The sequence below is a fragment of the Pseudomonas sp. DCB_AW genome, assembly GCF_026240895.1.
Lineage (GTDB): Bacteria > Pseudomonadota > Gammaproteobacteria > Pseudomonadales > Pseudomonadaceae > Aquipseudomonas > Aquipseudomonas kermanshahensis.
Genome location: NZ_JAPFCE010000063.1, coordinates 1 through 13351 on the forward strand (window position 1 = coordinate 1; position 13351 = coordinate 13351).

Annotated in this window: 10 protein-coding genes and 1 pseudogene; 4 read left to right on the top strand and 7 right to left on the bottom strand. The window is 63.4% G+C overall.

The window, feature by feature from the left end:
- From OO306_RS22955 to OO306_RS22970, 4 genes and pseudogenes are all read right to left on the bottom strand, one after another.
- Positions 1 to 118 (bottom strand): annotated as a pseudogene (locus OO306_RS22955) (muconate cycloisomerase); the annotation flags it as partial.
- 47 nt (positions 119 to 165) lie between these two features.
- Entirely contained in the window at positions 166 to 1407 is a 1242-nt protein-coding gene (locus OO306_RS22960) for a lipoprotein-releasing ABC transporter permease subunit (protein WP_265970004.1), read from the bottom strand.
- A gap of 56 nt (positions 1408 to 1463) precedes the next feature.
- Entirely contained in the window at positions 1464 to 2147 is a 684-nt protein-coding gene (gene lolD / locus OO306_RS22965; RefSeq protein ID WP_172960376.1) for a lipoprotein-releasing ABC transporter ATP-binding protein LolD, read from the bottom strand.
- Positions 2148 to 2154: 7 nt separating this feature from the next.
- Complete coding sequence (locus OO306_RS22970) at positions 2155 to 3405, bottom strand: lipoprotein-releasing ABC transporter permease subunit (RefSeq protein ID WP_027596612.1); 1251 nt, start codon at positions 3403 to 3405, stop codon at positions 2155 to 2157.
- A 93-nt stretch (positions 3406 to 3498) separates the two neighbouring features.
- Here OO306_RS22970 and OO306_RS22975 point away from each other — a divergent pair, with 93 nt between their 5' ends.
- Together OO306_RS22975 and OO306_RS22980 are read left to right on the top strand one after the other, a co-directional pair.
- Complete coding sequence (locus OO306_RS22975; protein WP_099430031.1) at positions 3499 to 4083, top strand: PilZ domain-containing protein; 585 nt, start codon at positions 3499 to 3501, stop codon at positions 4081 to 4083.
- 30 nt (positions 4084 to 4113) lie between these two features.
- Positions 4114 to 4830, top strand: a complete 717-nt coding sequence (locus OO306_RS22980) for a glycerophosphodiester phosphodiesterase (protein WP_027596614.1) — start codon at positions 4114 to 4116, stop codon at positions 4828 to 4830.
- A gap of 48 nt (positions 4831 to 4878) precedes the next feature.
- On the opposite strand, the gene sthA is transcribed toward OO306_RS22980, so the two are convergent.
- The 3 genes from sthA to OO306_RS22995 form a co-directional block, all read right to left on the bottom strand.
- Positions 4879 to 6273, bottom strand: a complete 1395-nt coding sequence (gene sthA / locus OO306_RS22985) for a Si-specific NAD(P)(+) transhydrogenase (protein WP_027596615.1) — start codon at positions 6271 to 6273, stop codon at positions 4879 to 4881.
- A gap of 201 nt (positions 6274 to 6474) precedes the next feature.
- Positions 6475 to 7473 (bottom strand): FAD:protein FMN transferase, encoded by a 999-nt coding sequence (locus OO306_RS22990; RefSeq protein ID WP_099430949.1) that lies wholly within the window; start codon positions 7471 to 7473, stop codon positions 6475 to 6477.
- Between the two features lie 197 nt (positions 7474 to 7670).
- Positions 7671 to 9134 (bottom strand): glyceraldehyde-3-phosphate dehydrogenase, encoded by a 1464-nt coding sequence (locus OO306_RS22995; RefSeq protein ID WP_099430032.1) that lies wholly within the window; start codon positions 9132 to 9134, stop codon positions 7671 to 7673.
- Positions 9135 to 9301: 167 nt separating this feature from the next.
- Here OO306_RS22995 and mfd point away from each other — a divergent pair, with 167 nt between their 5' ends.
- Both mfd and OO306_RS23005 read left to right on the top strand, forming a co-directional pair.
- Positions 9302 to 12751 carry a transcription-repair coupling factor gene (mfd, locus tag OO306_RS23000; RefSeq protein ID WP_099430033.1) on the top strand — a complete coding sequence of 1150 codons (3450 nt, stop codon included), beginning with the start codon at positions 9302 to 9304 and terminating at the stop codon, positions 12749 to 12751.
- Between the two features lie 9 nt (positions 12752 to 12760).
- Positions 12761 to 13333 carry a CsiV family protein gene (locus OO306_RS23005; RefSeq protein ID WP_027596619.1) on the top strand — a complete coding sequence of 191 codons (573 nt, stop codon included), beginning with the start codon at positions 12761 to 12763 and terminating at the stop codon, positions 13331 to 13333.
- Positions 13334 to 13351 lie beyond the last annotated feature (18 nt).

The following is a 13351-nucleotide window of genomic DNA, read 5'->3' on the forward strand; positions in this document are numbered from 1 at the left end:
CGTGCTTGAGGTCTTGCTCCACCGGGTTGGCGCCGATCTTCAGCTTGAACACACGGTGGCGACGGATCTCCAGCATGTGCTGGGCTTCGGCGATATCGCGGGCGGTATCGCCACTGGCCTCTTCGCAGCACAAGGCTGCTCCTACAATGAACGCGAATCAACGTTTCAAACCGCCAGGCCAATCGCCGGCTGCACCTGGGATGCCCGATACGCCGGGTAAATGGTCGCCAAGAAGCTCATCACCAACCCCGCCGCACAGATGATCACCACATCGCCCCACTGCAGTTCCGACGGCAGGCTGCTGATGAAGTACACGTCCGAGGTGAAGATATGCTGGCCGCTGACCCGCTCCAGCCAGCCAACGATCTGGCTGACATTGAACGCGGCAATCACCCCCAGCACACCGCCGATCAAGGTCCCGACAATACCGATCAAGCTGCCCTGGACCATGAACGTACCCATGATCTGCGCAGGCGTGGCACCCAGGGTGCGCAGGATGGCGATATCCGGCCCTTTGTCATTCACCACCATCACCAACGTGGCAATGATGTTGAACGCCGCCACTGCGATGATCATCATCAGCAGCAGGCCGATCATGGTCTTTTCCATCTTCATGGCGCTGAACAGGCTGCCCTGGGTGTGCGACCAGTCATCGGCACGGTAGGCATCGCCCAGGCCGGCCGCGATGGCTTTGGACACCTGCGGCGCCGCATACAGGTCATGCAGCTTGAGCCGCACGCCTTGTACCTGGCCCGGCGCCCAACGCTGCATTTCGCCCGCATCGGCGACGTGAATGTACGCCTGGGAGCCATCCAGCTCTGCACCGACTTTGAAGATACCGACCACGGTCAGGCGCTGCATGCGCGGGGTGATGCCACCCGGCGCCTTGCTGATTTCCGGCACGATCAGGGTCAGCTTGTCGCCCGTGTTCAAGCGAAAACGCCGCGCGCTCAGTTCACCGAGCACCACGCCAAACTCACCTGGTTTCAGGTCCTCCAGGCGGCCCTGGACAATATGCTGGCCGACAATGGAAACCTTGCCTTCCTCTGCCGGGTCGATGCCGCTGACCTGGATCGGCTGCATCGCGCCCTTGTAAGAGAGCATGCCTTCCATTTCGGTGATTGGCGCCGCGGCCATCACCGCCGGGTCCTTCAGCGCGGCATCGGCGACGGTGCGCCAGTCATCCAGCGGCTGCACGCCAAGGATACTGGCATGGGGCACCAGGCCGAGGATGCGCGAGCTCATCTCGCGCTGGAAGCCGTTCATTACCGACAGCACCACGATCATCGCCAGCACGCCCAGCGACAGGCCGATCATCGAGGTCATCGAGATGAACGAGATGAAATGGTTGCGGCGCTTGGCACGGGTGTAGCGAGCACCAATGAACAAGGGCAAGGGTCTGAACATGTAAAACACCCAATGAAAGAGTTGCGGGGCGGCTCAGGCCACCCCGTGCAAGCGGCTCAGATCGCCACCAGGTGACCGTCGTCGAGTTTCAACACACGGTCCATCTGGCGCGCCAGGTTGAGGTCGTGGGTCACCACCAGGAACGCGGTACGCGAAGCGCTGGACAGCTCCTGCATCAGTTCCTGGATGCCTTGGGCGGTGTGGTGGTCGAGGTTGCCGGTCGGTTCGTCGAGCATCACCAGGCCCGGGCGGTTGACCAAGGCGCGGGCGATCGCCACACGCTGGCGCTCACCGCCGGACAACTCGGCAGGCTTGTGGTGCAGGCGGTGGCCAAGGCCGACGCGCTTGAGCAGGGCCTCGGCGCGCTCACGCGCCTCGGGGATGGCGGTGCGGCCGATCAACAGCGGCATGCACACGTTCTCCATGGCGGTGAACTCAGGCAGCAGGTGGTGGAACTGGTAGACGAAACCCAGTGCCCGGTTGCGCAACAGGCCACGCGCGCGCTCACCCAGGGCCGACAGCTCCTCGCCCGCCAGCCAGACACTGCCCTGGGTAGGCGTATCGAGGCCGCCAAGCAGGTTGAGCAAGGTGCTCTTGCCAGAGCCCGAGCTGCCGACGATGGCCACGCGTTCACCCGGGTGCAACTCCAGCTGCAAGCCAGACAGCACCTGCACCGACTCCGGGCCCTCGTCGTAGGACTTGCCCAGGTTGCGGCAACTCAGAACGGCTTTATCACTCATGCGCGACTCACTCATAACGTAGCGCCTCTGCAGGCTGGGTGCGGGCCGCACGCCAGGCCGGGTACAGGGTGGCGAAGAAACTCAGGACCAGCGCCGCGGCACAGACCATGTACACGTCATTGGCCATGATCTGCGACGGCAGGTAATCAATGAAATACACGTCGGCGTTGAGGAACTTGTGCCCGATCAGCTTCTCGATGCCGGCAATCGCCGCACTCACGTTGAGCGCGGCAAGAATGCCGACGCCGGCGCCGATCAAGGTGCCGATCACCCCGATCACCGTACCCTGCACCATGAAGATGGCCATGATCTGCCCAGGCGTGGCGCCGAGGGTGCGCAGGATCGCGATGTCGCCGCGCTTGTCATTGACCACCATCACCAGGGTGGAAATGATGTTGAACGCCGCCACCGCCACGATCAGCAGCAACAGCAGGCCGATCATGGCCTTTTCCATGCGGATCGCCTGGTAAAGGTTGCCATGGGTGCGGGTCCAGTCACGGCTGTAGAACTCCTGCTCGCCCAGCTGCTGGGCGATAGACCAGGCCACGCGCGGCGCCTGGAACAGGTCGTCGAACTTCAGCCGCAGGCCTTGCACCTGGTTCGGTTTCCAGCGGTGCAGGCGGGACAGGTCGCTGATGTTGGTCAGGCCCAGGTAACCGTCGATTTCGCCGGCGCCCACGTGGAAGGTACCGACCACGGTAAAGCGCTTCATGCGCGGGAACATGCCGGCCGGGGTCACGCTGACCTCGGGGGCGACGAAGGTCAGCTTGTCGCCGATGGCCACACCCAGCTTGGCGGCGGCCTTGTCGCCGATCATGATGCCCCACTCGCCCGGTGCCAGCTGGTCGAGACGGCCTTGCTGGACGAAGTTGTCGATGATCGACACCTCGCGCTCGCGGGCCGGGTCGATGCCGTTGAGCAGCACCTTCTGCACCTTGCCTTCATGGGTCAGCAGGCCCTGCATCTGGGTGAAGGGCGCTACCGCCACCACCTGCGGATTCTGCTTTACTTGTTGTGCAAGCGCAGGCCAGTCGTCAAGCGGCTGGCCGCTCTCGAGCGTGGCATGGGGAATCATGCCGAGCACGCGGGTACGCATCTCGTGGTCGAAACCGTTCATGACCGAGAGCACCACGATCATGACCACCACGCCCAGGGCGAGGCCGATCATCGAGGTCAGGGAAATGAACGAGACGAAGTGATTGCGACGTTTGGCACGGGTATAACGCGTGCCGATGAATGCGAAAAGAGGTCTGAACATGTCGGGGCTTGTTCGGATGAAAGGGAACGTCCTTGTGGCGGGGCGCTTACGGCGGCTTTACACTCGGACCACCGCCGCTACCATGGGTTCGCCATGACGACATTAGACGAAGAAGATCGCCGCGAATACTACCGCATCGCAGATCGGATCGCACTTCAAATCAACCCCTTGAGCGCGGCTGAAGCCCTTGACCCAGAAGTGTTGCAGGATGATTCGCCGCTGTTCAACCTGCTCAGCGAGCTGCACCTGTCCGACTTCGAAGCCCAGCACCTGCTGCGCCAGCTGAGTGACAAGGACCGCACCCTGGCGGCGTTTTTGCGCGCGCAAAGCAAACGCCTCGACCTGCTCAGCGCCGTGGTCGCGCAAACCCTCATCGGTGAGGTCGGCCAGCCGCAGGCAGTGGTCATCTCCGAAGGCGGCATCGAGTTCACCCAGGCCCAGGCCATCGCCCCCGACACCCGCGTGAAGGTGAAGATGGTGCTGATGCCCCGCGCCCACGGCCTGCTGCTGCGCGGCAAGGTCACCCACTGCGACCCACGCCCTGACGGCGGCTTTGAGGTCGGCACCGAATTCATCGACATGACCGACGCCCAGCGCCAACTGCTGGCCCGATACATCCTGCAGCGCCAGCAACAACAACGGCGCCAGCAGCTGGAGCAGAATGACCCTGCCTCCTGAGCCTCTTCCCCTTGAATTGAAGGAACGAACGTGACCCTGATCTACGGCCATCGCGGCGCCAAGGGCGAAGCGCCCGAGAATACCCTGAACAGCTTCCGCCAGTGCCTGTCCCACGGCGTCAATCGCTGTGAACTGGACCTGCACCTGTCGGCCGACAACGAACTGATGGTGATCCACGACTCGACGCTCAAGCGCACCACCGGCCGACGCGGCAAGGTGGTCGAGCACCCGGCAGCCGACCTGGTCACCTACGACGCACGCAAAGGCGGCCCAGGCCATGTGCAGCCCTGCCCTATCCCGAAACTGGAAGAACTCTTCGAAAAATGCGCCTTCGAGCATTGGCAGCTGGAGGTCAAGAGTGCCTCGCGCACCCGCGCCGCCACCACGGTGCTGGCCATTCGTGAACTGGCCCAGCAGTACGGCCTGCTGGACAAGGTCACCATCACCTCGAGCTCACGCGACGTGCTAGGCGCAGCACAAGAGCTGGTACCCGACGTGTCTCGCGGGCTGGTGGCCGAATACGCCTGGCTCGACCCACTGAAGGTCGCGCAAAACTACGGCTGCGAGTTGCTGGCTTTGAACTGGACACTGTGCACCCCAGAGCGCCTGCTCAAAGCCCAGGGCCAGGGGTTGCATGTGTCGGTGTGGACAGTCAACGAACCGGCACTGATGCGCCGGCTCGCTGATTTTGGCGTGGACAGCCTGATTACAGACTTTCCCGGTTTGGCCAAGACCACCCTCGGGTAGGGCTGAAATCGGTATCCCCGACCGGCTCAGGCCACCGGTCGGAGCCGCTTAAAAAAGCCGGTTCAGGCCGTCGTAGGCAGCTACCCGATAGGCTTCGGCCATGGTCGGGTAGTTGAACGTGGTGTTGACGAAGTACTTCAGGTTATTCAGCTCGCCCGGCTGGTTCATGATCGCCTGGCCGATGTGGACGATTTCCGAAGCCTGGTAGCCGAAGCAGTGCACGCCGAGGATTTCCAGGGTTTCGCGGTGGAACAGGATCTTCAGCATGCCCTGTGGCTCGCCGGCGATCTGCGCGCGGGCCATGCCCTTGAAGAAGGCCTTGCCCACTTCGTACGGCACTTTGGCCTGGGTCAGTTCCTGCTCGTTCTTGCCGATCGAGCTGATCTCCGGAATGGTGTAGATACCGGTCGGCACGTCATTGACGAAGCGCCAGCTGCCATTGTCGACGATGCTGCCCGCTGCCGAACGGCCCTGGTCATGGGCGGCACTGGCCAGGCTCGGCCAACCGATCACGTCACCGGCACCGTAGATGTTCGACACGGTGGTGCGGTAGGCCTCGTCGACCTCAATCTGGCCGCGGCTGTTGACCTTGATGCCGATGTTTTCCAGGCCCAGTTTGTCGGTGTTGCCGGTACGGCCGTTACACCACAGCAAGGCGTCGGCCTTGATCTTCTTGCCCGACTTCAGGTGCAGGATCACACCGTTGTCCAAGCCTTCGACCCGGTCGTACTCCTCGTTGTGGCGCACGGTGATGTTGTTGTTGCTGAAGTGGTAGCTCAGCGCCTGGGAAATTTCCGAATCCAGGAAGCTCAGCAACTGGCCACGGTTGTCGACCAGCTCGACCAGCACACCCAGGCCGCTGAAGATCGAGGCGTATTCGCAACCGATCACGCCGGCGCCGTAAACGATCAGCTTGCGCGGGGTGTGGCTGAGGCTGAGGATGGTGTCGCTGTCATAGACGCGCGGGTGGTGGAAGTCGATGTCGGCCGGGCGATACGGGCGCGAGCCGGTGGCGATGATGATCTGCTTGGCGTTGAGCTTTTCGACCACACCGTTGGGGCAGACCACTTCGATGGTCTGCTCGTCGGCGAAGCTGCCGGTACCGAAGAACAGGTCGACACGGTTGCGGGCGTAGTAGCCGGTGCGCGAAGCGACCTGCTTGGCAATGACCTTTTCGGCGCTCTTGAGCACGTCCGGGAAGGAGAACCAGCGCGGCTCGCCGATGGCGCGGAACATCGGGTTGGTGTTGAACTGCATGATCTGCCGCACCGAGTGACGCAGTGCCTTGGACGGGATGGTGCCCAAGTGGGTGCAGTTGCCGCCGACCTGGCGACGGCTGTCGACCATCGCCACCTTGCGCCCTGCTTTGGCGGCGTTCATTGCCGCGCCTTCTCCGGCCGGGCCGGAACCCAGCACCACTACGTCGTAGTTGTAGACAGCCATGCGTACTCCTTCAGAACTGGCCCGCGAGTCACGGTGGCTCGCGGGGCGCGATCATGTCGCCGGGGCGCCATGAGAAAATTCGGTTGCAGTCTAATCAAGCGTGAACGCCGCGCACATTAACCCTTGGTCGCGTCGTAGGCCAATTTTGCCTGCACTACATGTGGTTCACCGATTCCCTGGCGATCATCCATCCTTGCGCTTTCACTCGCCTTTCATTGCCCGCGCAAACGCTGGGGTCGCTCGGGAGACGAAGCCACCCTCGGCCCGAGTCACCAATACGGCGGCAAGGTTATGGCTGACGGCGAAATCCCAGCCGCGCTCGGGGCCGAGAATCAGCAGCAGGGTCGAGAACCCGTCAGCCTTCAGCGCCGAGGCGTCGAGCACAGTGGCCGCAGCCAGGTCGTGCGCGACCGGGCGTCCGAGACGGGCATCGAAGGTGTGCGAATAGCGCCGGCCATTCTGCTCGAAATAGTGGCGATAGTCACCCGAGGTCGATACCGAAAGGCCATCCACCGGGATGACTTGGCGGGCGATCTGGCGGTCTTCACGGGGCAGCTCGAGGGCGATGCGCCACGGGCTGCCATCGGGTTTGCGGCCAACCGCCTTGAGCTCGCCGGTGGCTTCGGCGATGAAACTGCTGATGCCCATGGCCTGCAGGCGCTGGGCGATCAGGTCGACGGCGTGGCCAGCGGCGATGCTGTTGAAATCCAGCTCCACGGGGGCATCCTTACACAATGCCTGGCCTTCGATGCGCAGGTGCTGGTAGCCCACGCGCAGGCGGGCCTGGGCCAGGGCTCGCGGGTCGGGCACCTGCTCGTGACGGGCCTGGGGGCCGAAGCCCCAGAGGTCGAGTAGCGGCTCAATAGTGAGGTCGAAGGCGCCGGCACTTTGCGCCGCCAACTGCTGGCCGAAGCGGACCAGGTCGAGCATGTCTGATGGCAATGCCAGGCATTGATTGGCCGGCAGCTGGTTGAACTGGCTGACAGTGGAATCGCTGCGGTAGGTGGAATAGTGCTGGTCGATGCCCTGGAGGATGGCTTCGACTTCAGCCTGCACCTGGGCTGGGGCCGGGCCACCGGGGGCGCGGACGTACTGGATGCTGTAGCTGCTGCCCATGGTCGGGCCGCCCAGGCGCTCCAGGGTCGGGCCCTGGTTGCAGGCGGTGAGGAGCATCAGGATGAACAGGAGGGCTGTGCGCAAATTCGGACTCTCGGTCGCCGATACTGGCCTCTTCGCGGGTAAACCCGCCCCCACAAGGTATTGCACCGCCCTCAAGGACGCAGGCGAACCTGTGGGAGCGGGTTTACCCGCGAAGAGGCCAGTAGAGACAACATAAATGCTAGGCAAAAAAAACGGGAACCCGAAGGTTCCCGTTTTTTCATTGCCTTACAAGCGAATCAGCGTGGAAACGCTGGCGGGTTCACACCGGCCATGTCTTCCATCACACGAACCACCTGGCAGCTGTAACCGAATTCGTTGTCGTACCAAACGTACAGCACAACGCGGTTGTCGTTGGCGATGGTCGCCTCTGCGTCAACCACACCGGCGTGGCGCGAGCCGACGAAGTCGGTCGAAACCACTTCCTGCGAGCTGACGAAGTCGATCTGCTTGTGCAGCTCCGAGTGCATGGCGGTCTGGCGCAGGTACTCGTTGATCTCTTCGCGGGTGGTGGGCTTTTCCAGGTTCAGGTTCAGGATAGCCATCGAGACGTTCGGCGTCGGTACGCGAATCGCGTTGCCGGTCAGCTTGCCCTTCAGCACGGGCAGTGCCTTGGCGGCTGCAGTGGCGGCACCGGTCTCAGTGATAACCATGTTCAGCGGCGCGGCACGGCCACGGCGGCTGCCCTTGTGGAAGTTGTCGATCAGGTTCTGGTCGTTGGTGAACGAGTGAACGGTTTCGACGTGACCATTGATGATGCCGTACTGGTCGTTGACAGCCTTCAGCACCGGCACGATGGCATTGGTGGTGCAGGAAGCAGCCGAGATGATCTTGTCATCGGCAGTGATTTCACCGTGGTTGATGCCGTGCACGATGTTCTTCAGCGCGCCCTTGCCAGGTGCGGTGAGGATCACGCGGGCAGCGCCCGGGCAGGCCAGGTGCTGGCCCAGGCCGTCGGCGTCACGCCATACACCGGTGTTGTCGACGATCAGCGCGTTGTCGATGCCGTACTGGGTGTAGTCGACTTCGCTCGGGTTCTTGGCGTAGATAACCTGGATCAGGTTGCCATTGGCGGTGATGGTGTTGTTGGCTTCGTCGATGGTGATGGTGCCATCGAACGGGCCGTGCACCGAGTCACGGCGCAGCAGGCTGGCACGCTTGACCAGGTCGTTCTCGGCGCCTTTGCGCACGACGATGGCACGCAGGCGCAGGCCGTCGCCACCACCGGTCTTCTCGATCAGGATGCGCGCCAGCAGGCGGCCGATGCGGCCGAAACCGTACAGGACGACGTCGGTGCCTTTACGGGCCGAAGCGTTCTGTTGGCCAACTACGTCAGCCAGCTCTTCACGCACGAACTGCTCGGCGCTGCGGCCGTTGCCTTCCTGCTTGAACTTGTTGGCCAGCTTGCCCAGGTCGACCGAAGCGGCGCCCAGTTTCAGCTCGCTCATGGCCTTGAGCAGAGGGAACGTCTCGTGGACAGACAGTTCGGTCTCGTCGGTCTGACGATGACGCGCAAAGCGGTGGGCTTTGAGGATCGAGATAACCGAACGGTTGATCAGGCTGCGGCCATAAATCGAGCTCACCACGTTGTTGTTGCGGTAGAGCTGACCGATAAGCGGGATCATCGCTTCAGCCAATGCTTCACGATCAATCCACTCACCAAGACACTGGTCGGGCTTCTGAGTCACGGGAACCTTCCACATGTAGGGACAGAAAAAAGGGGCTACATTATGACGCCCCAACGCGGAACGGGCAATGAGCGCCTGTCGCGGCAGCCAGAGCCAGTGTTCATGGCCTTTGGAGCCTGACAGCAGGCACCGGCACCGGTACAATCGGTGTCTTTGCCGCAACGCTTGGAGTGCAATCTCCCGTGTCAGTTCTGCGCCTACCGCAACTGTCGGCCACGGCCGGCAAACAAACCTGGGGCAACCTGCCCGGTGCCGCCCTCAGCCTTGCCATTGCCGAAGCCGCCAGCAGCGCTGGCCGCTTTACCCTGCTGCTGACCGCCGACAGCCAGGCCGCCGACCGTCTGGAACAGGAGCTGCGCTTCTTTGCCCCAGACCTGCCGGTGCTGCCCTTCCCCGACTGGGAAACCCTGCCCTACGACCTGTTCTCGCCGCACCAGGACATCATCTCCCAGCGCATTGCCAGCCTGTACCGGCTGCCGGAGCTGAGCCACGGCATCCTCGTCGTGCCGATCACCACCGCCCTGCACCGCCTGGCACCGACCCGCTTCCTGCTGGGCAGCAGCCTGGTGCTGGACATCGGCCAGACCATCGACGTCGAGCAAATGCGCACGCGCCTTGAAGCCAGCGGCTATCGCTGCGTCGACACCGTTTATGAACATGGCGAATTCGCCGTGCGCGGCGCGCTGATCGACCTGTACCCCATGGGCAGCAAGCTGCCCTACCGCATCGACCTGTTCGATGACGAAATCGAGACGCTGCGCACCTTCGACCCCGAGACCCAGCGCTCGATCGACAAGGTCGACTCGGTGCGCCTGCTGCCGGCACGCGAATTTCCGATGCAAAAAGAGGAAGTGACCCGCTTCAAGGCGCGCTTCCGCGAACGCTTTGACGTTGACTTCCGCCGCAGCGCGATCTTCCAGGACCTGGCCAGCGGCATCATTCCCGCCGGCATCGAGTACTACCTGCCGCTGTTCTTCGAAGACACCTCGACGCTGTTCGACTACCTGCCCAGCGACACCCAGGTGTTTTCCCTGCCAGGCGTCGAGCAGGCCGCCGAGCACTTCTGGAACGACGTGCGCGGGCGCTACGAAGACCGCCGTGGCGACCTGAGCCGCCCGCTGCTGCCGCCTGCCGAGCTGTTCCTGCCGGTGGAAGACTGTTTCGCCCGGCTCAAGCAATGGCCGCGGGTGGTGGTCAGCGCCGAAGACGTCGAGGCTGGCGCCGGCCGTGAACGCTTCCCTGCACGCGCCCTGCCCGAACTTGCCATTGAGGCCAAGGCCAACCAGCCACTGGCGGCGCTGTCCAGCTTCCTTGACCAGTTCCCTGGCCGCGTACTGTTTACCGCCGAGTCTGCGGGCCGTCGCGAAGTGCTGCTGGAACTGCTCGAACGCCTGAAACTGCGCCCGCACACCGTCGAAGGCTGGACCGACTTCATCACCGGCTCCGAGCGGCTGGCGATCACCATTGCCCCGCTTGACGAAGGCCTGGTGCTGGACGACCCGGCCCTGGCCCTGATCGCCGAGAGCCCGCTGTTCGGCCAGCGCGTGATGCAGCGCCGGCGGCGCGACAAGCGCGGCGAGACCGCCAACGATGCGGTGATCAAGAACCTCACCGAACTGCGCGAAGGCGCACCGGTGGTGCACATCGACCATGGCGTGGGCCGCTACCTGGGCCTGGCTACCCTGGAAATCGACGGCCAGGCCGCCGAGTTCCTCACCCTGGAATACGCCGAGGGCGCCAAGCTGTACGTGCCGGTGGCCAACCTGCACCTGATCGCCCGCTACACCGGCAGCGATGACGCCCTGGCGCCGCTGCACCGGCTCGGCTCCGAGGCCTGGCAGAAGGCCAAGCGCAAGGCTGCCGAACAGGTGCGTGATGTCGCCGCTGAGCTGCTCGACATCTATGCCCGCCGCGCCGCGCGCAAGGGCTACGCTTTTGCCGACCCTGCTGCCGACTACGCCACCTTCAGTGCCGGGTTCCCCTTCGAAGAAACCCCCGACCAGCAGAACGCCATCGAAGCCGTACGCGCCGACATGCTCGCGGCCAAGCCGATGGACCGCCTGGTGTGCGGCGACGTGGGCTTCGGCAAGACCGAAGTGGCCATGCGCGCGGCCTTCATCGCCGTGCACAGCGGCCGCCAGGTAGCGGTACTGGTGCCCACTACCCTGCTGGCCCAACAGCACTACAACAGCTTCCGCGACCGCTTCGCCGACTGGCCGGTAACCGTCGAAGTGATGAGCCGTTTCAAATCGGCCAAGGAAGTCGCCAGCGCGGCGGCGGACCTGGCCGAGGGCAAGATTGACATCCTCATCGGCACCCACAAGCTGCTGCAGGACGATGTGCGCTTCAAGGACCTGGGCCTGGTAGTGATCGACGAAGAGCACCGCTTTGGCGTACGCCAGAAGGAACAGCTCAAAGCCCTGCGCAGCGAGGTGGACATTCTCACCCTGACCGCCACGCCGATTCCGCGCACCCTGAACATGGCCGTGGCCGGCATGCGCGACCTGTCGATCATCGCCACACCGCCCGCCCGACGCCTGTCGGTGCGCACCTTCGTAATGGAACACAACAACAGCACGGTCAAAGAAGCCCTGCTGCGTGAACTGCTGCGCGGCGGCCAGGTGTACTACCTGCACAACGATGTGAAAACCATCGAGAAGTGCGCTGCAGACCTTGCCGAACTGGTCCCGGAAGCGCGTATCGGCATCGGCCACGGCCAGATGCGCGAGCGCGAGCTGGAACAGGTGATGAGCGACTTCTACCACAAGCGCTTCAATGTGCTGATCGCCTCGACCATCATCGAGACCGGCATCGACGTGCCAAGCGCCAACACCATTGTCATCGAGCGCGCCGACAAGTTCGGCCTGGCCCAGTTGCACCAGTTGCGTGGCCGGGTCGGCCGCAGCCACCACCAGGCCTACGCCTACCTGCTGACGCCAGCACGTCAAAAGGTCAGCAGCGACGCCGAGAAGCGCCTGGAAGCCATCGCCAACACCCAGGACCTGGGGGCAGGCTTCGTGCTGGCCACCAACGACCTGGAAATCCGCGGCGCTGGTGAACTGCTGGGCGAAGGCCAAAGCGGGCAGATCCAGGCGGTCGGTTTCACCCTCTACATGGAAATGCTCGAACGGGCGGTCAAGGCCATCCGCAAGGGTGCCCAGCCAAACCTCGAACAGCCACTGGGTGGCGGCCCGGAGATCAACCTGCGCCTGCCGGCCCTGATCCCCGAGGGCTACCTGCCCGATGTGCATGCACGCCTGATCCTTTACAAGCGCATCGCCTCGGCCGCCGACGAAGAAGGCCTCAAGGACTTGCAAGTCGAGATGATCGACCGCTTCGGCCTGCTGCCGGAGCCAACCAAAAACTTGATGCGCCTGACCTCGCTCAAGCTGCAGGCGGAAAAGCTCGGCATCAAGAAAGTCGATGCTGGCCCCAACGGCGGCAAGCTTGAGTTCGAGGCCGAGACACCGGTCGACCCGCTGACCCTGATCAAGCTGATCCAGGGCCAGCCCAAACGCTACAAGTTCGAAGGCGCCACCCAGTTCCGCTTCCTGGTACCGATGGAACGCCCCGACGAACGTTTCAACACCCTTGAGGCGCTGTTCGAGCGCCTGACCCCACAGTCTGCCTAAGGAAGATCCATGCGTGCCATCCGTTGCCTGACCCTGCTGCTGGCGCTGTTCGCGCCAGCCGCCTTCGCCGAAGGCCTGTATCAGGTAGAAATGATCCTGGTGCGGCAAAACAGCGTCCCCGCCTTCACCAGCCCGTTCGCCCCCGAAGACTGGAGCGCCGGTGCGCCGCGCCTGGACAAGGCCGCCGAACGCCCACTGGGGCTGGACGATGAAACCACCCGCCTGCAAGCCACCGCCGACTACACCGTGCTGATGCACAAGGCCTGGCAGCAGCAGGTCGGCAGCGAACCCAGCCGCATCGCCCTGGGTGAAGGCGAAGAGCAGTTCGGCCACTTCCCCATCGAAGGCAACCTGAGCATCGCCGAAGGCCGCTTCATCGCGGTGGAGGCCAACTTCTGGGTCAACCAGCTCGACGGCAACGGCAGCGTGCTGCGCAGCGAGCAATTCAAGCAAAGCAACAGCAACGTCAAGGGTGGCCAATTGACCTTCCTTGATGGCGGGCACCTCGCGGTGCTGCTGAAGATCACGCCACCGGGTACACCGAAGATGCCGGTGATGGACCCGGAGTTGATGGAGCAGTGATGTGAGCGAGACCGATGC

Coding starts and splice junctions, on each gene's coding strand:
- lolD (WP_172960376.1), bottom strand. CDS start 2,147: ATGAGTGATAAAGCCGTTCTGAGTTGCCGCAACCTGGGCAAGTCCTAC.
- OO306_RS23005 (WP_027596619.1), top strand. CDS start 12,761: ATGCGTGCCATCCGTTGCCTGACCCTGCTGCTGGCGCTGTTCGCGCCA.
- sthA (WP_027596615.1), bottom strand. CDS start 6,273: ATGGCTGTCTACAACTACGACGTAGTGGTGCTGGGTTCCGGCCCGGCC.
- OO306_RS22975 (WP_099430031.1), top strand. CDS start 3,499: ATGACGACATTAGACGAAGAAGATCGCCGCGAATACTACCGCATCGCA.
- OO306_RS22995 (WP_099430032.1), bottom strand. CDS start 9,134: ATGTGGAAGGTTCCCGTGACTCAGAAGCCCGACCAGTGTCTTGGTGAG.
- OO306_RS22970 (WP_027596612.1), bottom strand. CDS start 3,405: ATGTTCAGACCTCTTTTCGCATTCATCGGCACGCGTTATACCCGTGCC.
- OO306_RS22960 (WP_265970004.1), bottom strand. CDS start 1,407: ATGTTCAGACCCTTGCCCTTGTTCATTGGTGCTCGCTACACCCGTGCC.